Raw genomic sequence first — 21409 nt, 5'->3', positions numbered from 1 at the left:
GTTCTCGTTGGGTCGCTTGGTCTGCGTCGTCTTGTTCGTATGCGGTTCTTTCAACGAAAAGCGCGAGCATCAATCGAACTCGCGCTCGAGAAACGGCGTGCGCTTCACGACGACGTCGAGCGCAACGAGCGTTTCGAGCAACTCGCTCATGCGCCGCAACGGCACGGCGTTCGGGCCATCGGAAAGCGCGCAGGGCGGATTCGGATGTGTTTCCATGAACAATCCGGCGACACCGACGGCAACGGCCGCGCGCGAAAGCACGGGTACGAATTCGCGCTGCCCGCCCGAGCTCGTGCCCTGGCCGCCCGGCAGCTGTACCGAGTGCGTCGCGTCGAAGACGACCGGCGCACCCGTTTCGCGCATGATGGCCAGAGAGCGCATGTCCGAGACGAGGTTGTTGTAGCCGAACGAGGCACCGCGCTCGCAGGCAAGGAAACGATCATCGGAGAGCCCCGCTTCGCGGGCCGCGTCGCGTGCCTTGTCGATGACGTTCTTCATGTCGTGCGGCGCGAGGAACTGGCCTTTCTTGATGTTGACGGGCTTGCCCGAGCGCGCGCACGCGTGGATGAAATCGGTCTGCCGGCAAAGGAATGCCGGTGTTTGCAACACATCGACGACCTCGGCTGCCGGCGCGACCTCGTCGATCTCATGGACGTCGGTCAGCACCGGCACTTTCAGCTGCCGCTTGACCTCGCCGAGGATGCGCAGCCCTTCGTCCATGCCCAGCCCGCGAAACGATTTGCCCGAGCTGCGGTTGGCTTTATCGAACGAGGACTTGTAGATGAAGGGGATGCCGAGCTTGGCGCAGATTTCCTTCAGCGTGCCGGCCGTATCGATCGACATCTGCTCCGATTCGACGACGCAGGTGCCCGCGATCAGGAAAAAACGCTTGTCGAGGCCGACCTCGAAGTCGCAAAGCTTCATGCCTTCACCTTTTCTTCGACGCTTGCTTTCGAATAGGCCAACGCCGCTTCGACGAACGACTTGAAGAGCGGATGCCCGTCGCGCGGCGTCGACGTGAACTCGGGGTGGAACTGCACGCCGACGAACCACGGGTGAAGCTGCTGCGGCAACTCCATCATTTCGGGCAGATCTTCGCTCGGCGTGCGCGCGCTGATGACGAGCCCGCCCCCTTCGAGTTGAGGCACATAGCGGTTATTGACTTCGTAACGATGGCGATGGCGCTCGTTGACGTCCTTGCCGTAGATGCGGGCGGCGAGCGTGCCGGGCTTGATCGGGCAGCGCTGCGAGCCGAGGCGCATCGTGCCACCGAGATCGGAAGCCTCGTCGCGCTTCTCGACGCGGCCCTCGCGGTCGTACCACTCGGTGATCAGCGCGACGACGCGATGCGGCGTTTTCGGATCGAACTCGGTGCTGTTCGCACCCGCGAGCCCGACGACGTCGCGCGCGAATTCGATCACGGCAAGCTGCATGCCGAGGCAGATGCCGAGATACGGCACCTTCGCCTCGCGCGCATAACGGATCGCGGCGATCTTGCCTTCCGTGCCGCGCCGGCCGAAGCCGCCCGGCACGAGCACGGCATCGAGGTGCGCGAGGCTCGCGACGCCTTCCTCCTCGATCTGCTCGGAATCGATGTACTCGATGTTGACCTTCGTCGACGTATGCACCGAAGCATGCCGCAGCGCCTCGATCAGCGACTTGTAGGACTCGGTCAGCTCCACGTACTTGCCGACCATGCCGATCGTCACCTCGTGCAGCGGGCGCTCGAGCTTATCGACGATATCGGCCCACATCGACAAATCGGCCGGATTGGGAGCCAGCTTCAGTTCGTCGCAGATGATCTCGTCGAGCCCCTGGTCGTGCAGCATTTGCGGAATCTTGTAGATGCTGTCGACGTCCCACACCGAGATGACAGCGTCCTCGGGCACGTTGGAAAAAAGCGAAATCTTCTTGCTCTCGTCGTCCGGAATCGGGCGGTCCGCGCGGCACAGCAGCACGTGCGGCGAAATACCGATCTCGCGCAGCTTCTGCACGCTATGCTGCGTCGGCTTCGTCTTCAGTTCGCCGGCCGTCGCGATGAACGGCACGAGCGTCAAGTGAACGAAGCAGGCGCTGTTGCGCCCGAGGCGCAGGCTCATCTGGCGGGCGGCCTCGAGGAACGGCAACGATTCGATGTCGCCCACGGTGCCGCCGATCTCGACGATCGCCACGTCGGGCTCGCCGCAGGTCGCCGATGCGGCGCCGCGTTCGATGAAGGCCTGAATCTCGTTCGTGATGTGCGGAATGACCTGCACCGTCTTGCCGAGATAGTCGCCTCGCCGCTCCTTGCGGATCACCGACTCGTAGATTTGCCCCGTCGTGAAATTGTTGGCGCGGCGCATCTTCGTGCTGATGAAGCGCTCGTAGTGCCCGAGGTCGAGATCCGTCTCGGCGCCGTCCTCCGTCACGAACACTTCGCCGTGCTGAAACGGACTCATCGTGCCGGGGTCGACGTTGATGTAGGGATCGAGTTTGAGGAGGGTGACTTTGAGACCGCGCGACTCGAGGATCGCGGCGAGAGAGGCGGCGGCAATGCCCTTGCCGAGGGACGAAACTACACCGCCGGTGACGAAAACATATTTGGTCATCGCTGGATGCTCGCGGGAAAAACGGATTATACCTTAAAGGTCCGCCCGGACCCCTTTCCGAAAGCGCCGGCACAGCCTTTCGAGGGCTCCTGCGAGTCATCCCGATCGAGGCTCCCGACGAGCGCGACGACATCTCACCCGCTATCGCCGGCGGCCGCTCATGCAACCAATTCCGCGCTCAGCACGCGAAGCATCCGCTGCACGGCACGCGCGGTCTCGATCGGCTTTTCCATCGGAAAGAGATGGCTGCCGTCGAGCCATTCGATGCTGCCGCCCGTTGCCCGCTTCGTGGCCTCGAGCCCGACCTGGCGAATTTCCTTCGAGTGCGTCCCGGCCACGAAGCCCACCGGAACGGGCGCACCATGCGCGAGCCGCGCGCCGAGCGTGCGCGGCAGCGTCCGATAGATCAGGTATTCGATCTGGCGGTCGAAGGCGAGCGTGCGCGTGCCGTCGGGCGCCGTCTGCGGTATGCCCAAATCGATGTAGTCGGACAACACGCGCTCGTCCCAGCGCGCGAACGCGGGCTTCGCGTGAAAATGCCGCCACGCTTCCTCGCGGCTCGGCCAATGCGTGCGGCGCGTGCGCGTCGCGGCGGCCGGCGAGAGCCGCTCGTCGAGCCCCGTCCATTGCGACACACGGAGCACGCCCGCGCGCCAACCCGCGACCACGGGCGAGTCCAGCATCACGACGCCGCGCACCCAATGCGGGCGCTTGAGCGCCGCCATCAGCGACAGGTAGCCGCCGAGCGAGTGGCCGACGAGCCAGACCGGCTCCTCGTAGCGAGCGCCGATGTCGTCGAGCAGTTCTTCGACGAGATGCGGCCAGTCGCTCGTCACCGGGTAGCGTGCGTCGTGGCCGATGCGTTCGATGTACCGGAGCTCGTAATCGTCGGAGAGCTCGGCGAACATCGTCCGGTAAGTCGATGCCGGAAATCCGTTCGCGTGCGAAAAGTGAATGATCTCCTTCAAGCTTCGCTGCCTCCTCGTTTGAATGCCCCACAAGCCCCGCGGCCCGGCGCTCGACACGCGGCTCACCGATCCATCCAATAGCGGCGATGCGTGTCGCGATAGCGCTCGAGCGTCAATACGCCGTTGCGGAGCGCGATGCGCGCCGCACCGTCGCGGTCCGTCCGTGTCAGCTCGACGCCGCGCGCGACGAAGCGCGACCAGACGCCTGAATGAGGGTGACCGAAGCGGTTGCGATAGCCTACCTGAAATACCGCGATGCGCGGACGCACCGAGTCGAGGAAAGACTCGGTCGACGACGTCTTGCTGCCGTGATGCGCAACGACGAGGACATCGGCTGCGAGCGCGTGGGAAACGCCGGATACAGGGGTCGCCTCACGTTGCAGCGCGCCTTCGACTGCCGCATCGATGTCGCCCGTCAACAGCGCGGCAAAGCCGTCCGCCTCCACCTTCAGGACGCAGGAGCCCGCGTTCGATGTCGCCGGCAGCGGGCCGGGCCGCGGCCATAAGATGGTGAAATCGACGCCGTCCCATCGCCAGCGCTGCCCCGAAGCACAGCGCACCGTTTCGGCGCCCGCCGCGCGCGCCGCGCGCCAAAGCGTGTTCGCGGGCGGCAATCCACCGAGCAGCTGGCGCACGTGTACCGCTTCGAACACGGCCGGGGCGCCGCCCGCATGGTCGGCATCGGCGTGACTGACCACCAGCGCATCGAGCTCGGGCAAGCCATTCGCCAGGAGATAGGGCGCGATGATACGTTCGCCGGCGCGCGTCGATTCGGGGCCCGGCCCGGCATCGAAAAGCAGCGCGTGGCGCGCCGTCTCGACGACGATGGCCGAGCCCTGCCCCACGTCGAGCGCGGTCAGTCGAAATTCGCCCGGCTCGGGCGATGCAGGCGGGGGAAACGCGAGCGGCAGCCAGGCGATCGGCGCGGCGAAGCGCAAGGGCCAGCCGCGCGGCATAAGGCACCAGACCACACCCGCGGCCGCGCACGCGAGCGCCACGGCAGACGGACGGAGCGTGCGCCATTCGGCCCATTGTTCGTCGGAGAGTCGCTCCAAAATCCGCATGAGCGGCTCGAGCAACGCATGCGCGAGCTCGAAAGCGATCGAATCGAACGGTGCGGGCAATGCAACGCCGATGAGCACGACCGGCGTGACGAGCACGCTCACCCAGGGGACGGCCAATGCGTTGGCGAACGGTCCAGCCAGCGAGATTTGCGAAAACCAGAAGGCCGTCAGCGGCGCGAGCCCGATCGTCACCGCATATTGCGCGCGAAGCGCACCGGCAAGTTGCTCGCGCGCGCGAGCGATGCCGCGTCGCACGAAGTGCCATCGTGAGCGGCGCGGTGGGTCGGCAGCCCTCGGGTTCGCAGTGAACGGGTCGAGCAAGTCGTCCGCCATCTCGTCGCCATGGGGCGACCGTATCCGCAATCGCCCGTGCAGCGCCAACGAGATCGCCGCGACCGCGCCGAACGACAGCCAGAAGCCCGCCGCCACCACGGCCCACGGATCGACGATGACGACGAGGGCCGCGGCCCAGGCGAGCACGAGCGACGGCGCGACGCTGCGTCCGAACACGAACGCCAAGCTGACGACGATGAGCATCCACAACGCGCGCTGGGCGGGCACGTTGAAGCCGGCGAGGGCCGCATACGCGGCTGCGCAGAAGGTCCCGGCGACGGCGGCGACGATCGGTGTCGGGACGATGAGCGGCCATTCACGCGAGCCGTCTCGTGCCAGCTTCGCGCCGAAAAAGCACGAGCGCCGCCAGAGCCATGCGGCGAGCGCGGCGCCAAGGCCGGCGACGAAGCCGATGTGGAGCCCCGAAATCGCGACGAGATGGCTCGTCCCGGTGCGGCGCAGAACGGCGCGATCGGCCGAGTCGATCGCTTCTTGCGCGCCGATGGCGAGCGCGAGAACGATGCCACGATGCGGCGCGGCGGAAAGCGCCTCGCCGATGCGCGCGGCGAGCGCGAAGCGCCACCGATCGATCGCCGATGCGAGTCCGCCCGCGCTGCCGGGTAGGCGCCGCGCCGTCGCCGCGCCGGCAACGTAACCGGTCGCACGTACGCCGCGCGCGAAAAGCGTCCCTTCGAGATTGTGTCCGCCGAAATTGGCATGGCCATGCGGCCGCTTCAAGCGGACCGTCAGCCGCCACCGCTCGCCGGGGACCAGCGTCGGCATGCGGTCGCCGCCGCGCTGAAGCCAGCTCAACTGAACGAGAGGCGGAAAGCGCTCGATGCCGGTATCGCGGCGTACCTCGTCCGTGTCGACGGAGAACAGAAAGCGCATGCTCCGCGCGTCGCGCACGGGCAGCCCGTGCATATGGCCCGACAGCACGAGATCGCGCCCCTCCCACTGCGCCGGCAGCGCGTCGCGCAGTCGCAGATCTGCGCGGCCCGCCGCGTAGCCGAAACCGGCGACCACCGCCGCGAAAAAGCACGCGCCAAGGCGCATTGCCCCTGCCATTCGCGCGATGGGTGCGCCCGCCCCGTTCCCCGGTTCCGCCGGGTTCGCCCGGCAACGAGCGGCAAGCACAGCCGCGAGCGCGATCGCCGCGACCCAGAGCGTCGCACCGAAGCCCCAGCCGAGCGGACCGGGCAAGGCCGGTTGCTGCTGCAATAGCACGACACCGAGCACGAACCCGCACAGGACGAGCCGCATCCATCCTCCATCGCCACCTCCGATTCGAACCCCGCATGCCGTCGATCGGGCGCGCAGTCGGTCCGGCGATTATGAAGAGGAAAGCGCGAGCCGCGGCAGCGCGGCGTGAGCGTTAGCCGTTGTGCCTAGGGCCAATTGGTCGACTTCGATGCCGCGCAATTCGGCCAGCACGGCGCCGATGCGCGCCGTCTGATCGGGCGTATTGCGCTCTTTATAGCGCCAGGACGGGGCAATATCGGGCGCGTCGGTCTCGACGACGATCGCCTCCAGCGGCAGGTCGACGGCGAGCCGCCGAATCTGCCGGGCGCGCTCGAACGTGACATTGCCGCCGAAGCCGAGCCGCAGGCCCTGCTCGATGAATGCATGCGCTTGCTGAAAGCTGCCGTTGAACGCATGCGCGATGCCCTTTTTCACGCCGATGCGGCGCAGGCCCTTGAGCACCTTGTCCTGAGATTTGCGCACATGGCAAATGACCGGTAAATCAAATTCGCGCGCGAGCTTCAACTGTCCTTCGTAGAAGAACCATTGCCGTTCGTCGTCCAGGTTGGGCACGAAATAGTCGAGGCCGATTTCGCCGATGCCGACGAAGCGCGGATCGTCGAGGCTCGCTTCGATCTCGGCGGAAAGCGCATCGAGATCGCATTCCTCGGCTTGCGGTGTAAAGAGCGGATGAATGCCGAGCGCGTACGCGCCACCGGCCACACGATGAGCGAGCGCGCGCACCGCCGCGAAGTTCGCCCGCCCGATGGCGGGAATGACGATCCGTCCGACGCCGGCTTGCTCGGCCGCCCGCGCGACGTCGTCGCGGTCGACGTCGAACTCGGCGGCGTCCAGGTGGCAGTGCGTATCGATCCACATGGCGAATCTCGCTCGATGGCCGCGTGCGCCCGGCCTCAGACCGGTATCGGCGGTTCCTCGCGCAGCACGCCGTCGCGCAGACGCAGGACGCGATCGCAGCGCGCGGCGAGATCGGGATCGTGCGTGACGATGACGAAACTCGTCTCGAGCCTCTCCGAAAGTTCGAGCATCAGGTTGAAAACCGTGTCCGCCGTGGCGCCGTCGAGATTGCCCGTAGGCTCGTCGGCGAGCACGCAGGCAGGCTTGGCGACCAGCGCGCGCGCAATGGCGACGCGCTGCCGCTCACCGCCCGACAATTCGCCGGGCCGATGTTTCGCGCGGTGCTCGAGGCCCACGCGCGCGAGCACCTCGAGCGCCTCACGGCGCGCCTCGTCGGTTGTGAGACGTCGGATGCGCAGGGGCATCGCGACGTTATCGAGTGCGCTGAATTCGGGCAACAGATGATGGAACTGGTAGACGAAGCCGAGCGCGCGATTGCGCAAGTCGTTGCGCTCGCGCTCGGCGAGGTCGGTAAAGGGCTTCCCGAGCAGCGACACGCGCCCGGCGCTCGGCTCGTCGAGCCCGCCCAGCACATGCAGCAGCGTGCTCTTGCCGGAGCCGGACGCGCCGACGACGGCGACTTTCTCGCCACGGCGCACGGCGAGATTCGCGCCGGACAGAACCGGAACGTTGAAGCCGCCCTGAACGAACGCCTTTGAAATACCCGTTGCTTCGAGCACGTACTCGTCGAGCCCCTGCCGCCCGGTGGCAGCGCTCGTCGTCGATAGACCAGTCATGAGCTCACTCATAGCGCAGCGCCTCCGCCGGACGAACCTTGGCCCCACGCCAGCTCGGATAGAGCGTGGCGAGCGTCGAGAGAACGAACGCGATCACACCGATTCTGATGACGTCGCCGGGCACGAGTTCGGATGGCAGCTCGCTGATGAAATACACCGAGGGCGGCAGGAATTGCACGCCGAGCAGATGTTCGATCATCGGCACGAGCCACGGAATGCTCCACGCGATGAGCGTGCCGAGCGCGACACCCGTGGCCGTGCCGACGAAACCGATCGTCATACCCTGTACGACGAAAATCTTCATGATCGATCCCGGCTGCGCGCCGAGCGTTCGCAGAATCGCGATGTCGGCTTGCTTGTTGGTCACCGTCATCACGAGCGACGACACGAGGTTGAACGCCGCCACGGCGATGATGAGCGTGAGGATGATGAACATCATCCGCTTTTCGATCTTGACGGCCGAAAACCAAGTCTTGTTCTGCTGCGTCCAATCGCGGATATAAAGGTCGCCCGACAGCGTTCGCGCCAGTTCGTGCGCCACGCGCGGCGCCTGCTGCATGTCCTTGAGCCGCAGCCTCACGCCGGTCGGCGCGGGTACGCGAAAGAGAGCCTCGGCGTCACGAATGTTCACGAGCGCGAGCGAGCTGTCGTACTCGTAGTGACCGGACTGAAACATGCCCGCGACCGTGAATTGCTTCAAGCGCGGCATCAAGCCCGCGGGCGTCATCGAGCCTTCCGGCGCGACGAGCGTGATCTTGTCGCCTACCGTCACGCCGAGGTTCTCCGCCAGATCGGCACCGAGCACGATATTGAACTGGCCCGGAACGAGGTCGGTCAGGCGCCCGGCTTTCATTTCCTTGCCGATATCGGAGACCTGCGGCTCGAGCGCCGGGTCGACGCCGCGCAACGCCACGCCGCTCACGGCGTCTTGCCGGGTGAGCAGTGCCTGCGCGTCGACGTAGGGCGCCGCACCGATGACTTCCGGGTTGCGCCGCGCCTCCTTGGCCGTCAGCTGCCAGTCAGGCATGGCGCCGCTCGGCGAAAAGATCTCGACGTGAGCGAGCACGGAAAGCATGCGGTCACGCACTTCCTTCTGAAAACCGTTCATCACGGACAGCACGACGATGAGTGCCGCCACGCCGAGCGCGATCCCCGACATCGAAACGAGCGCGATGAACGAGATGAAACCGTTGCCGGTCGTGCGCTTGCCGGCGCGCGTATAGCGCCAGCCGATTTGCCATTCGTACGGAAGCTTCAAGCGAATCCTTCAATTTGTTACGCGACGGCCGCCGCCGCGGTCCAATGCATGCCGCCGCCGGCTTTGCCGCCGATCAAGCGCGCAGTTTGCCATACAATGCGCAGCATCATGCACGCCCACCGTCTTCATCTGCTGCTTCCGTTCGCGCTCCCGACGGCCGCCGACGCCTCGACCGCGCTGCACAATCTGCAAAGCCCCGCCCTCGACAAGCTTCTCGCCCGCGCCACGCTCCTCGAGCGCGTGGCCGGCGAAGACTTCCAGCGTACGCTGCCACACGAGCGCTGGATCGCGCGTCAATTCGGCGCGGTTGCCTCGAATGCCGCCGACGAGGCGCCGCTTGCGCCGTACATGCTGCTGGCCGACGGCGGCACGCCCGGCAACACCGTCTGGGCCTGCGTCGAGCCGGTTCACGTGCGCATCGCCCACGATCATCTGGTGCTCGTCGACCCCGCCATGCTGGCGCTCGCCGCCGATGAGGCCGCAACGCTGCTCGCCGTCGCCAAGCCGCTCGTCGAAGAGCTGGGCGTACGAATCGAGGCGCCGACAGCTACGCGCTGGTATTTGAGTGGCGATGCGCTCGGCATGCTCGCGAGCGCGTCGCCGCTGCGCGCGAGCGGACGCAGCGTCGAAATCTGGCTCCCGCATGACGCGCATACCGGCCAGCGCTCGCGTGCCTGGATGAAGCTGCAAAACGAAGTCCAGATGGCCTGGTTCGAGCACCCTGTCAACGAGGCGCGCGAAGCGCGCGGGCTGCCGGCCGTGAACTCGGTCTGGTTGCATGCGCAGGGCGCCGCTCAGCCGGTCAAGAGCCCGTTCGCGCGCGTCTTCTCGAACGCTGCCGCTACGCGCGGGCTCGCACTGGCGGCAGGTGTCGGGCCATCGGCCGCGCCGCCCGCTTTCGATGCATTGCCGGCCGCGGAAGTAAGCGGCACGACCCTCGTCGAGCTCGAGCCTTTCTCGACGCCGTTCGTGCAACAAGACTGGCCGGCCTGGAGCGGCGCGCTTGCCGCGCTCGAGCGCGAGTGGTTCTCACCAGCGCTCGCCGCGCTCGAAGCGGGCCGACTGAGCGCGCTGACGATGACACTTTGCGGCGATACCAGCTCCGCGACCCTCACCGCGACACGCGGCGATTTGCGCCGGTTCTGGCGCCGCCGCGTGCTGGCGTCGCTGTTCGAATGAAGCTCGCGGCGCTCCCATGATCCGAATCGCGACTCGCGCGCCGTCGCCCGCCGACGAAGCCGCGCTCATCCGCCACGGCCTTCATCCTGTCCTGGCCCGCCTGTATGCCGCACGCGGCGTGCGCTTGCCGGACGAAATCGAAACGGCGCTGACCCGACTCGCCTCGCCGCTCGAGCTGAAGGGCGCCGCCGAGGCCGGCGCGCTGCTCGCGCGGGCGCTCGAGTCGAAGCGGCGCATCCTCGTCGTGGCCGACTACGATTGCGACGGCGCGACCGCTTGCGCCGTCGCGGTCCGTGGACTGCGCATGTTCGGCGCGCAAGTCGACTATCTCGTCCCCAACCGGTTCGAGTACGGCTATGGCCTGACGCCCGAGATCGTCGAGCTGGCCGCGCGACACCCGGCGGGACCGCCCGACTTGCTGATCACGGTCGACAACGGCATCGCCAGCGTCGATGGCGTCGCCGCCGCGCGCTCGCACGGCATCGACGTCCTGGTCACCGATCATCACCTGCCCGGCGACGTATTGCCGGACGCCCAGGCGATCGTGAATCCGAACCAGCCGGGATGCACGTTCCCGAGCAAGTGCATCGCGGGCGTCGGCGTGATGTTTTACGTGCTGCTCGCCTTGCGCGCGCAATTGCGCGAGCGCGGCGCGTTCGCCGAGGGGGGCATCGCGGAGCCGCGCCTGGACGGGCTGCTCGATCTCGTCGCGCTCGGCACCGTCGCGGACGTCGTCAAGCTCGATCACAACAATCGCGTCCTCGTCGCGCAAGGGGTCGCGCGCATTCGCCGCGGCCGCATGCAGCCAGGCGTCGCGGCTCTCTTCCGCGCAGCGGGCCGCGACGCGCGTACCGCCTCCGGTCTCGACCTGGGGTTTGCGCTCGGGCCGCGTCTGAACGCCGCGGGACGGCTGTCGGACATGTCGCTCGGCATCGAGTGCCTGATCACGGACGATCCCGGTCGGGCCTGGGAGCTCGCGCAACAGCTCGATGCGATGAACCGTGAGCGCCGCCAGATCGAAGCCAGCATGCAGGAGCAGGCGCTCGTCGATCTGGCCGCGCTCGACCCGGCGGGCTCTGCCACGATCACGCTGTTCAATCCCGAGTGGCATCAGGGCGTGATCGGAATCGTTGCGAGCCGACTCAAGGAAAAGTTTCACCGCCCTGCATTCACATTGGCGCCTGCCGACGCAACGGGTACGGTCGTCAAGGGCTCGGGCCGCTCGATCGCCGGTTTCCATTTGCGCGACGCGCTCGACCTCGTCGCCAAGCGCGAGCCGGGCCTGCTGACGAAATTCGGCGGGCATGCGATGGCGGCCGGCGTCACGCTCGCCGCGGCGGACGTGCCCCGGTTTGCCGCCGCTTTCGAGGCCGTAGGCCGGGAGTGGCTGACGGAAGATGCGCTTGCGCGCGTGGTCATGACGGACGGCGCGCTCGAAGACGCGTATTTCACGCCGCAAATCGTCGAGATGCTCGAAGCGGCCGTCTGGGGCCAGGGTTTTCCGGCGCCGACGTTTTCCGGCGAATTCGACGTGGTGTCGCAGGCGCTCGTCAAAGACAAGCATCTCAGGCTTCAACTGATGCGCAGCCGTCAACGTTTCCAGGCGATCTGGTTCAATCGCACGGAGCCGCTGCCCGCGCGCGCGCATATCGCTTATCGGCTCGCCTGCGATTCGTGGAACGGCGTGTCCCGCGTGCAGTTGATCGTCGAGCATGCCGTGGCGGCAATGCCATAGAAACCCCGGGGCCAAGAGCCCGATCGGCTATAATTTCTCCTTTTTACGAATCGAAGCTGATCGACATGGAAGCGGAACGTCTGAACGCGATCGAGGGCTCTCTCGCGGACCTGCGCCGGCGCGCGGGCGAGCTACGGGGGTATCTTTGACTACGACGCCAAAACGGCGCGTCTAGCCGAAGTCAACAAGGAACTCGAAGACCCGAACGTCTGGAACGACTCGAAGCACGCCCAGGCCCTCGGCCGGGAAAAAAAGTCGCTCGAGGCCGTAGTCCTCACCCTCGCCGCACTCGATAACGATTTGCGCGACGCGCAGGATCTGTTCGAGATGGCGCGCGACGAAAACGACGACGACACGCTCGTCGCGTGCGAAGCCGATGCCGCATCGCTCGAACACCGCGTCGCCGACATGGAATTTCGCCGGATGTTCGCGAATCCGGCCGATCCGAACAACGCATTCATCGACATCCAGGCCGGCGCCGGTGGCACCGAGGCGTGCGATTGGGCGTCGATGCTGTTGCGCCAGTATCTGCGCTACTGCGAGCGCAAGGGCTTCAAGGCCGAGGTGCTCGAAGAGTCCGAAGGCGACGTGGCCGGCATCAAGAGCGCGACCATCAAGGTCGAGGGCGAATATGCCTATGGCTTCCTGCGCACGGAAACGGGCATTCACCGGCTCGTGCGCAAATCGCCGTTCGACTCGTCGGGCGGCCGCCACACGTCGTTCTCGTCAGTGTTCGTCTACCCGGAAGTCGACGATTCGATCGAAGTCGACATCAACCCGGCCGATCTGCGCATCGATACGTTCCGCGCTTCGGGCGCGGGCGGCCAGCACATCAACAAGACCGATTCGGCCGTCCGCATCACGCACCTGCCCTCGGGCATCGTCGTGCAGTGCCAGAACGACCGCTCGCAGCACCGCAACCGCGCGGAAGCCATGGCGATGCTGAAGTCGCGCCTTTATGAAGCGGAACTGCGCAAGCGCCAGGCGGAACAGGACAAGCTGGAATCGAGCAAGACCGACGTGGGCTGGGGCCATCAAATCCGCTCGTACGTGCTCGACCAGAGCCGCGTCAAGGACTTGCGGACGAATGTCGAAATCAGCAATACGAAAGCCGTGCTCGACGGGGACCTCGACGAATTCATCAGCGCGAGCCTCAAGCAAGGTGTGTAAGCCAAAACCATGACCGAACCGACCCTCACGAGTCCGACCCTGGACAACAGCGCCGACGAAAACAAGATCATCGCCGAGCGCCGCGAGAAATTGCGTGCGCTGCGGGAGTCGGGCGTCGCCTACCCGAACGACTTCCGCCCGACGCATCGCGCCGGCGAGCTGCAGACGGCGTATGCCGATGCCGACAAGGACGCACTCGAAGCCACGGCGCTTCCGGTCGCCGTCGCCGGCCGGATGATGCTGAAGCGAATCATGGGCAAGGCCAGCTTCGCCACGGTGCAAGACGGCTCCGGCCAGATCCAGTTTTTCGTCACGCCGGCCGACGTCGGCGAGCAAGCGTACGAAGCATTCAAGAAGTGGGATCTCGGCGACATCGTCGCCGCGCGCGGCGTGCTGTTCCGCACGAACAAGGGCGAGCTGTCGGTTCGTTGCACCGAACTGCGGCTGCTGGCGAAGGCGCTGCGTCCCCTGCCCGACAAGTTCCACGGGCTCGCCGATCAGGAAATGCGTTACCGGCAGCGCTACGTCGATCTCATCGTCACGCCCGAAGCACGCAAGACGTTCGTCGCTCGCACGAAAGCCGTCGCCTCGATCCGCAAGTTCATGGCCGATGCCGACTTCATGGAAGTCGAAACGCCGATGCTGCACCCCATTCCGGGTGGCGCGGCCGCAAAGCCTTTCGTGACGCATCACAACGCGCTCGACATGCAGATGTTCCTGCGCATTGCGCCGGAGCTCTACTTGAAGCGCCTGGTCGTGGGCGGCTTCGAGCGCGTCTTCGAAATCAACCGCAATTTCCGCAACGAGGGCGTGTCGCCGCGGCACAACCCCGAGTTCACGATGATGGAGTTCTATGCGGCCTATACGGACTACGTGTGGCTCATGGACTTCACCGAGCGTCTGATCCGCCAAGCCGCCATCGACGCGCTCGGCTCCGCGACATTCACGTACCAGGAACGCGAGCTCGATTTTTCCAAGCCTTTTCATCGGCTGACGATCACGCAGGCGATCCGCAAGTACGCGCCCGACTACACCGATGCGCAGCTTGCCGATGCGGTGTTTTTGCGCGCCGAGCTGAAGCGGTTCGGCGTGGATACGGCGCAGCCGGCGTTCAAGAACGCCGGCATCGGCGCGTTGCAGCTTGCGCTCTTCGAGGAAACGGCCGAGTCGCAACTGTGGGAGCCGACGTTCATCGTCGATTATCCGGTCGAAGTCTCGCCGCTCGCGCGCGCGTCGGATAAGGTCGAAGGCATCACCGAGCGCTTCGAGCTCTTCATCACGGGCCGCGAGATTGCGAACGGCTTCTCTGAGCTCAACGACCCGGAAGATCAGGCGGCTCGCTTCAAGAAACAAGTCGAGCAGAAAGACGCCGGCGACGAAGAGGCGATGTATTACGACGCCGATTACATTCGCGCGCTCGAATACGCGATGCCGCCGACGGGCGGCTGCGGCATCGGCATCGACCGGCTCGTGATGCTATTGACCGACAGCCCGAGCATCCGCGACGTGATTCTCTTCCCCCACCTGCGCCGCGAGGACTGAGCGCCGGACCTCGACTGTCGGGCGTTGCGCCAGCCCGACAGTTTGTAACCGCAGGTAAAAGCGATGCCGCGAGCTGCGACCCGGCGGCGGCGAGCTCGTTCCGGACCCCGCTAAGCCGGTGCGCCGAAGGCTTTCTTCCAACGAAACGAATCCTGGACGGTTCTCACCGTCCGCAATCAGTTACAAATTGAAACGCAGGCCTGCAGCGTTTGGCAGACACTGGTGTCCAACTAAGTAGGAACAATGTACGTCCCGATTATGCACGGGATCGGGCAAGCGCTTTGCACGACGCCCAATGAGTGCTGAAGCACAAGCTCTGGTCGCCAGCCAAAGCGCAAACTCGGGATGGAACGCTGACACGAGGTCCGTCATGAATCAGCCTACCGCGTCGCCGCGCCGCATGCATCCGCTCGTCGCCACGGCGGCGGCCACAGTCATCGTCGCCAGCTTGGCTGCCACGGCCGCCATTACCGGTCTCTTTCCGAAGGCTTCGAGCACGGGCGCGCAAAACGATCAAACGCAGAGCGCGCAGATCTCGAATCAACCGGTCGTCGATTCGTCGGCTCGCGCGCCGGCCGTCGCGGCAGTCGCGCCCGCACCGCGAGCGACGGCGCCTGGCCAAGCCGCTGAAGCGCAACAATCGGCTGAACCGTCGCCCGAGCAAAACGCGGCGCCACCCGCCCAGCAAGGACAGTACGCCACTCAGCCCGCGCCGAACCTCTATGCGCAGCCGGGGCAGCAATACGCTCAGCAGCCGTATTCCGGGCAGCAACCCTACTCCACGCCGCAACAACAACCGCAGCCGCAGGCAGCCGCGTGCGCGAGCTGCGGCACCGTGGAATCGATCGTAACGGTGCGCCACCAGGGCCATGGCACGGGCATCGGCGCCGTGGGCGGCGCAGTGGCGGGTGGTCTGCTCGGCAATCAGTTCGGCGCCGGTACGGGTCGCGCCGCGATGACGGTCCTCGGCGCAGTGGGCGGCGGCTTTGCCGGCAACGCGGTCGAGAGACACCTGCGCAGCACGACGGACTACCAGGTCCGCGTGCGGATGGAGAACGGCCGGCTCCGTTATTTCACCTACCGCCAGGCACCGCCGTTCCAGCAAGGCGAGCCGGTTAGGATCGAGCGCGGTACGCTCGTCGCCCGCTGAGCCGCGCGCCGCGCGCTCGGGAATAAAAAAAGGCGATCCCGCCGACGGATCGCCTTTTTTGCGGCCGAACCGGCCCGGCCGACTCGGCGGCCTCAGCGGCCGCCCGGCCGTTCAGTCCGTCGGTCCGCTCCACCGCGGCTCATTCGGCCGCATCTTCGATCCAGGCTAGCTGGATGGCCTCGAGGATCTTTTCGCTCGACCGGTTCGGATCATCGTCGAACCCTTCGAGCTCCGTCACCCACCGATGCAAGTCCGTGAACCGCACGTATTGCGGATCGATGCCGCTGTGTTTATCGGTGAGGGCCATTGCGATTTCTTGTACGTCCGTCCACTTCATGGCTTGCTCCCTCCTCGGTTCAATGATTTTCTTTCGCATGGTTGATCGAGTAGCGCGGAATCTCGATGACGAGATCCTCGCCTGCGGGCACGACCGCCTGGCACGAAAGCCTCGAAGTGGGCTCGAGTCCCCATGCCTTGTCGAGCAGGTCGTCCTCGTTCTCCTCGGACGGCTCGAGCGCGTCGAAGCCCTCGCGTACGATCACATGGCAAGTGGTGCATGCGCAAGACATTTCGCAAGCATGCTCGATCTCGATCCCGTTCTGGAGCAGCGTCGCACAGACGCTCTTACCCGGCTCAGCCTCGATGACCGCCCCCTCGGGGCACAGTTCCACATGGGGCAGCACAACGATTTGCGACATACGGTTTCCGTTCAATCAGTGTAGTGTGGGCTTGCTTGTCAGACCTCGTCGAGCCGGCGACCCTTGAGTGCCGCGCGAATGCTCTTGTCCATGCGGCGCGCGGCAAACTCGTCCGTCGCCGAGGCGAGTGCTTTCGTGGCGGCTTCGATCGCATCCGCATCGCTGCCACGTGCCGCTTCGCGCAAATCGACGAGCGCGGCGTCGACGAGCGCGCGCTCGGCGGCGTCGAGCAATTCGCCATCCGCCGCGAGCGCCGCCTCGGTCGCTTCGATCAGCCGCTCGGCCTCGACCTGCGCTTCGCGCAGCGCGCGCGCGCGCATGTCGAGATCCGCCGACTTGAAACTATCTTCGAGCATGCGCGCGATGTCATCGTCGGCGAGCCCGTACGAAGGCTTCACGACGACGGACGCCTCGACGCCCGAATGCTGTTCCCGTGCGACGACGGAAAGCAATCCGTCGGCATCGACTTGGTAGGTCACTCGAATGCGCGCGGCGCCGGCCGCCATCGGCGGAATCCCGCGCAGCTCGAAGCGCGCGAGCGAACGGCAGTCGGACACGAGCTCGCGCTCTCCCTGCACGACGTGGATCGCCATCGCGGTCTGGCCATCCTTGAACGTCGTGAACTCCTGCGCACGCGCGACCGGGATCGTCGAATTGCGCGGAATGATCTTTTCGACGAGCCCACCCATCGTCTCCACGCCGAGCGAGAGCGGAATCACATCGAGCAGCAGCCAGTCGTCGCCGCCGCGGTTGCCGGCAAGCAAGTCGGCCTGAACGGCGGCTCCCAGCGCGACCACCTGATCGGGGTCAAGATTGGTGAGCGGGGGCTGACCGAAGAACGCTTCGACGGCGCGGCGAATCACCGGCATGCGCGTCGCGCCGCCGACGAGCACGACGCCCTTGACGTCGGCCGGCGAGATTTTGGCGTCGCGCAATGCCTTTTTCGTCGGCCCGAGCGTGCGCTGCACCAGATGCTCGACGAGCGCCGCGAATCGAGCTTCGGTGATCGGCTGAGCGATGCTCGTGCCATCGGACAGCGTCGCGTCGAGCAGCACCTCGTTGGCGCTCGACAACGCCTCTTTGGCCGCGCGCACCCGATCGAGCAGCAGCCGGACGTCCTCGGGCGCGAGGCTTTGTGGCGCGAGGCCGGCCTCGGACAAGACGTGGCGAAACAGCACGTGGTCGAAGTCGTCGCCGCCGAGCGCCGAATCGCCGCCCGCGGCCAACACCTCGAAGACCCCCTTCGTCAGCTTGAGGATCGACAGATCGAACGTCCCGCCGCCGAGGTCGTAGACCGCGTAGAGCCCTTCCGCTCCGTTATCGAGGCCGTAGGCGATCGCCGCCGCCGTCGGTTCGTTGAGCAGGCGCAGCACATTGAGGCCAGCGAGACGGGCGGCATCCTTCGTCGCCTGCCGCTGCGCCTCGTCGAAATAGGCGGGCACGGTAATCACGGCGCCGACGAGCTCATCGCCGAGCGTATCTTCGGCGCGTTGACGCAGCGTGGCGAGGATTTCGGCGGACACCTCGACGGGGCTTTTGACCCCTGCGGCTGTGCGAATCTGCACCATGCCGGGCGCGTCGACAAAGTCGTACGGGGCATTCTCGGCGCCTTCGACCTCCGCCTTGCCGCGCCCCATGAAGCGCTTCACGGAGACGATGGTATTGCGCGGATCGATCGCGGCTTCTTCCTTTGCCGCATATCCGATCCGACGCCCGTCCTTCTCGAGATAGCGAACGACGGACGGCAGCAGTACGCGCCCGTGCTCATCGGGCAGCGCGTCGGGTACGCCGTTGCGCACGGCGGCGACCAGCGAATTCGTCGTGCCGAGATCGATACCGACGGCGAGGCGCCGTTGGTGCGGCGCGGGCGCCATGCCGGGTTCGGAAATTTGCAATAAGGCCATCTGAGGTTTCTTCGGGGATCCGTGCCCCCGCTATTATGAGTCGGCTGCGCGATGCTCGCCGCGCAGCTTGGCGTCGTGCTAATTCTCGAGCTTTTCGATCTGCGCGCCGATTTCGGTCGCGACGCGCTCGATGAACATCAATTGCCGCACCGCTTCGGCCGCCGGCTGATCAGCGCCGCCGTCGAGCAATGCGGCGAGTTTCGCGAAGCGCGCACGCTCCTCATCGCGCAGCTCGTCGAGCAAGGCATTGAGCGCTTCGACATTCTTCGCGCCCGCGGCATCTTCCACGCGCTCGCGCCATTCCATTTGGTGCATCAAGAACGCCGGTTCCATCGCCGTGTTGTTCTCGGCCTCGACGTCGGCCCCCCGCAGCGAAAGCAGATAAGTGGCGCGCTTCAGCGGATCGCGAAGCGTGCTGTATGCCTCGTTGGCGCGTGCGGCCCACTGCATCGCAATGCGCTTTTGCGCGTCTCCGGCGGCGGCGAAACGATCCGGGTGAACCTGCGCCTGCACCGTACGGTAGGCCGCATCGAGCGCATCGGTATCGAGTGCGAATCGTGCGGGCAGATGGAAAAGCTCGAAGTAATTTTGCTGGATCGAAGACATGAGGCGGTGGTCGTTGAAGGCCGCGGGGGCCGCGATGTTCACTTGTGCGCAACGGCGCGGCGGCACGGGCGACTCGCGCATCCCTCGGCGACGCCGCGCCGTGCGAGCGAACAAAAGGCGGCTCGCGCCGCCCTTCTCTCCGGTCGATGCTTGCAGGAGAACCGCTACGAAACGCTGGCGAGCGTCGTCAGACGCGGAATGACTCCCCGCAGCCGCACTCGTCCTTCACGTTCGGGTTGTTGAACTTGAATCCCTCGTTCAACCCTTCGCGCGCGAAGTCGAGCTCCGTGCCATCGATATAGGCGAGGCTCTTCGGGTCGACGATGACTTTGACGCCATTGGACTCGAAGATCTGGTCCTCGGGCTCGAGCTCATCGACGTATTCGAGTTTGTACGCCAGGCCCGAGCAGCCCGTCGTCCGGACGCCGAGCCGCAGACCGAGTCCCTTGCCGCGCCGCACCAGATACTTCTGGACTTGCTGCGCGGCCTTGTCAGTCAATGTAATTGCCATGGCTCATTCAAGCAGCTTGCTGGTTTGCATCTTCCACTGTCTTTCCAGCCGTGTCGCCCGCCACGCCCGTATGGCGTTGCTTGTAATCGGCCACCGCGGCCTTGATCGCGTCCTCGGCCAAGATCGAACAGTGAATCTTCACGGGCGGCAGCGCCAGCTCCTCGGCGATCTGCGTGTTCTTGATCGTGAGTGCCTCGTCGAGCGTCTTGCCCTTCACCCATTCGGTGACGAGCGAGCTCGACGCGATAGCCGAACCGCAGCCGTACGTCTTGAATTTCGCATCTTCGATGACGCCGTCCGCACCCACGCGGATCTGCAGCTTCATCACATCGCCGCAAGCGGGCGCCCCGACCATGCCGGTGCCCACCGCGTCGTCGTCCTTGGCGAACGAGCCGACGTTGCGCGGATTCTCGTAGTGATCCAACACTTTATTGCTGTAAGACATGGTCAAAACTCTCCTTGATTCCTGTGTCGTCCGGTGTTTGTCGTCCGGTGCCGCTTCAGTGCGCGGCCCACTTGATCGTCGAAAGATCGATGCCGTCCTGGTGCATTTCCCAGAGCGGGGACAGGTCGCGCAGCTTAGCGATCTTCCTCTTCAACAGATCGACCACGAATTCGACCTCCTGTTCCGTCGTGAAGCGGCCCACGGTGAACCGGATCGAGCTATGCGCGAGCTCGTCGTTGCGGCCGAGCGCGCGCAGGACATACGACGGTTCGAGCGAGGCCGACGTGCACGCGGAGCCCGACGAAACGGCCACTTCCTTGATCGCCATGATCAGCGATTCGCCTTCGACGAAGTTGAAGCTCAGGTTCAGGTTGTGCGGAATGCGCCGTTCCATGTCGCCGTTGACATAGACCTCCTCGATTTCCGTGAGGCCGGCGAGCAACCGGTCGCGCAGCATGCGCACGCGCTCGTTTTCGGTCGCCATTTCCTCGCGGGCTATGCGAAACGCCTCGCCCATCCCGACGATCTGATGCGTCGGGAGCGTACCCGAGCGCATGCCGCGCTCATGGCCGCCGCCGTGCATCTGAGCCTCGATGCGCACACGCGGCTTGCGGCGCACATAGAGCGCACCGATGCCCTTCGGGCCGTAGGTCTTGTGCGCGGAAAACGACATCAGATCGACCTTCAGACGATTGAGGTCGATTTCGACCTTGCCCGTCGCCTGCGCGGCGTCGACATGGAAGATGATGTTCTTCGAGCGGCAGATTTCGCCGATCGCTTCGATGTCCTGAATCACGCCAATCTCGTTGTTCACGAACATCACAGAGACGAGAATCGTGTCGGGACGCAGAGCCGCCTTGAACGCCTCGATATCGATGAGGCCGTTCTCCTGAACGTCGAGGTACGTGACTTCGAAGCCTTCGCGCTCGAGCTCGCGGGCCGTATCGAGCACCGCCTTATGTTCGGTTTTCACCGTGACGACATGCTTGCCGCGGCTCTTGTAGAAGTGCGCGGCCCCCTTGATCGCGAGGTTGTCCGACTCCGTCGCGCCCGACGTCCAGATGATTTCGCGCGGATCGGCGTTGACCAGCGCGGCGACATGCTCGCGCGCCTCTTCGACGGCGCGCTCCGCTTCCCATCCATACGAATGGCTGCGCGACGCCGGGTTGCCGAACTGCTCGCGCAGAAACGGAATCATCTTGTCCACCACGCGCGGATCGACGGGCGTCGTCGCGCTGTAGTCCATATAGATGGGCAGATGGGGCATTTCGTTGATCATCAATCGCTCCGGGGGACTCGTTGTTTTGGGTACGGCGCTCGCCTCGTTCCGTTACGCTCGGCTCGATCGCTCGAGCCGGCTC

Annotated in this window: 19 protein-coding genes; 5 read left to right on the top strand and 14 right to left on the bottom strand. The window is 65.5% G+C overall.

Annotation, left to right across the window (positions count from 1 at the left end; translation table 11 throughout):
- Positions 1 to 69: 69 nt before the first annotated feature.
- The 7 genes from kdsA to AB4Y31_RS05240 all read right to left on the bottom strand — a co-directional run bounded on the left by kdsA (position 70) and on the right by AB4Y31_RS05240 (position 9108).
- The gene (gene kdsA / locus AB4Y31_RS05270; protein WP_368672993.1) at positions 70 to 924 is read right to left on the bottom strand and encodes a 3-deoxy-8-phosphooctulonate synthase; all 855 of its coding nucleotides are present in this window, start codon (positions 922 to 924) and stop codon (positions 70 to 72) included.
- A complete protein-coding gene (locus AB4Y31_RS05265; protein WP_107151529.1) occupies positions 921 to 2588 on the bottom strand; it encodes a CTP synthase in 1668 nt (555 codons plus the stop codon). The genes kdsA and AB4Y31_RS05265 overlap by 4 nt, the downstream gene beginning before the upstream one ends.
- 158 nt (positions 2589 to 2746) lie before the next feature.
- The gene (locus AB4Y31_RS05260; RefSeq protein ID WP_368672992.1) at positions 2747 to 3556 is read right to left on the bottom strand and encodes an alpha/beta fold hydrolase; all 810 of its coding nucleotides are present in this window, start codon (positions 3554 to 3556) and stop codon (positions 2747 to 2749) included.
- Between the two features lie 62 nt (positions 3557 to 3618).
- Positions 3619 to 6216, bottom strand: coding sequence for a DNA internalization-related competence protein ComEC/Rec2 (locus AB4Y31_RS05255; protein WP_368672991.1), 2598 nt, complete (start codon positions 6214 to 6216; stop codon positions 3619 to 3621).
- Positions 6217 to 6285: 69 nt separating this feature from the next.
- Positions 6286 to 7074 carry a TatD family hydrolase gene (locus tag AB4Y31_RS05250; protein WP_018440209.1) on the bottom strand — a complete coding sequence of 263 codons (789 nt, stop codon included), beginning with the start codon at positions 7072 to 7074 and terminating at the stop codon, positions 6286 to 6288.
- Between the two features lie 35 nt (positions 7075 to 7109).
- Entirely contained in the window at positions 7110 to 7850 is a 741-nt protein-coding gene (locus AB4Y31_RS05245) for an ABC transporter ATP-binding protein (RefSeq protein WP_368673454.1), read from the bottom strand.
- Between the two features lie 4 nt (positions 7851 to 7854).
- Positions 7855 to 9108, bottom strand: coding sequence for a lipoprotein-releasing ABC transporter permease subunit (locus tag AB4Y31_RS05240; protein WP_368672990.1), 1254 nt, complete (start codon positions 9106 to 9108; stop codon positions 7855 to 7857).
- A 96-nt stretch (positions 9109 to 9204) separates the two neighbouring features.
- On the opposite strand from AB4Y31_RS05240, the gene AB4Y31_RS05235 reads away from it, so the two are divergent.
- The 5 genes from AB4Y31_RS05235 (at position 9205) to AB4Y31_RS05215 (ending at position 15884) form a co-directional block, all read left to right on the top strand.
- Positions 9205 to 10287 carry a regulator gene (locus AB4Y31_RS05235; protein WP_368672989.1) on the top strand — a complete coding sequence of 361 codons (1083 nt, stop codon included), beginning with the start codon at positions 9205 to 9207 and terminating at the stop codon, positions 10285 to 10287.
- Positions 10288 to 10303: 16 nt separating this feature from the next.
- The gene (recJ, locus tag AB4Y31_RS05230; RefSeq protein WP_368672988.1) at positions 10304 to 12022 is read left to right on the top strand and encodes a single-stranded-DNA-specific exonuclease RecJ; all 1719 of its coding nucleotides are present in this window, start codon (positions 10304 to 10306) and stop codon (positions 12020 to 12022) included.
- A 65-nt stretch (positions 12023 to 12087) separates the two neighbouring features.
- Positions 12088 to 13192 (top strand): peptide chain release factor 2 gene (prfB, locus tag AB4Y31_RS05225; RefSeq protein ID WP_368672987.1). Its coding sequence is split into 2 segments (ribosomal slippage): positions 12088 to 12168 and positions 12170 to 13192, totalling 1104 coding nucleotides; the frame shifts between segments, so codons are not numbered across the junction.
- A gap of 9 nt (positions 13193 to 13201) precedes the next feature.
- On the top strand, positions 13202 to 14734 hold the full coding sequence (gene lysS / locus AB4Y31_RS05220) for a lysine--tRNA ligase (protein ID WP_368672986.1): 1533 nt from the start codon (positions 13202 to 13204) through the stop codon (positions 14732 to 14734).
- 370 nt (positions 14735 to 15104) lie between these two features.
- Positions 15105 to 15884 (top strand): glycine zipper 2TM domain-containing protein, encoded by a 780-nt coding sequence (locus AB4Y31_RS05215; protein ID WP_368672985.1) that lies wholly within the window; start codon positions 15105 to 15107, stop codon positions 15882 to 15884.
- 139 nt (positions 15885 to 16023) lie between these two features.
- Here the strand turns inward: AB4Y31_RS05215 and iscX are convergent, their stop codons facing one another.
- The 7 genes from iscX to AB4Y31_RS05180 form a co-directional block, all read right to left on the bottom strand.
- The gene (iscX, locus tag AB4Y31_RS05210; protein WP_018440217.1) at positions 16024 to 16221 is read right to left on the bottom strand and encodes a Fe-S cluster assembly protein IscX; all 198 of its coding nucleotides are present in this window, start codon (positions 16219 to 16221) and stop codon (positions 16024 to 16026) included.
- Positions 16222 to 16240: 19 nt separating this feature from the next.
- Positions 16241 to 16582 (bottom strand): ISC system 2Fe-2S type ferredoxin, encoded by a 342-nt coding sequence (gene fdx, locus AB4Y31_RS05205; protein WP_368672984.1) that lies wholly within the window; start codon positions 16580 to 16582, stop codon positions 16241 to 16243.
- A gap of 38 nt (positions 16583 to 16620) precedes the next feature.
- Entirely contained in the window at positions 16621 to 18486 is a 1866-nt protein-coding gene (gene hscA, locus AB4Y31_RS05200) for a Fe-S protein assembly chaperone HscA (protein WP_368672983.1), read from the bottom strand.
- A 78-nt stretch (positions 18487 to 18564) separates the two neighbouring features.
- Positions 18565 to 19092, bottom strand: coding sequence for a Fe-S protein assembly co-chaperone HscB (gene hscB / locus AB4Y31_RS05195; protein ID WP_368672982.1), 528 nt, complete (start codon positions 19090 to 19092; stop codon positions 18565 to 18567).
- A 187-nt stretch (positions 19093 to 19279) separates the two neighbouring features.
- Positions 19280 to 19603, bottom strand: a complete 324-nt coding sequence (gene iscA, locus AB4Y31_RS05190; RefSeq protein ID WP_368672981.1) for an iron-sulfur cluster assembly protein IscA — start codon at positions 19601 to 19603, stop codon at positions 19280 to 19282.
- A 7-nt stretch (positions 19604 to 19610) separates the two neighbouring features.
- Positions 19611 to 20048: a Fe-S cluster assembly scaffold IscU gene (gene iscU, locus AB4Y31_RS05185; protein WP_368672980.1), complete on the bottom strand. Its 438-nt coding sequence runs from the start codon at positions 20046 to 20048 to the stop codon at positions 19611 to 19613.
- 55 nt (positions 20049 to 20103) lie between these two features.
- Entirely contained in the window at positions 20104 to 21327 is a 1224-nt protein-coding gene (locus AB4Y31_RS05180; protein ID WP_368672979.1) for an IscS subfamily cysteine desulfurase, read from the bottom strand.
- Positions 21328 to 21409: the final 82 nt, after the last annotated feature.

It is taken from the genome of Trinickia sp. EG282A (assembly GCF_040965455.1).
In the GTDB taxonomy this organism is placed as follows: domain Bacteria; phylum Pseudomonadota; class Gammaproteobacteria; order Burkholderiales; family Burkholderiaceae; genus Trinickia; species Trinickia symbiotica.
Note: the sequence above shows the minus strand (reverse complement) of the source record. Positions and strands in the feature narration are given on the sequence as shown.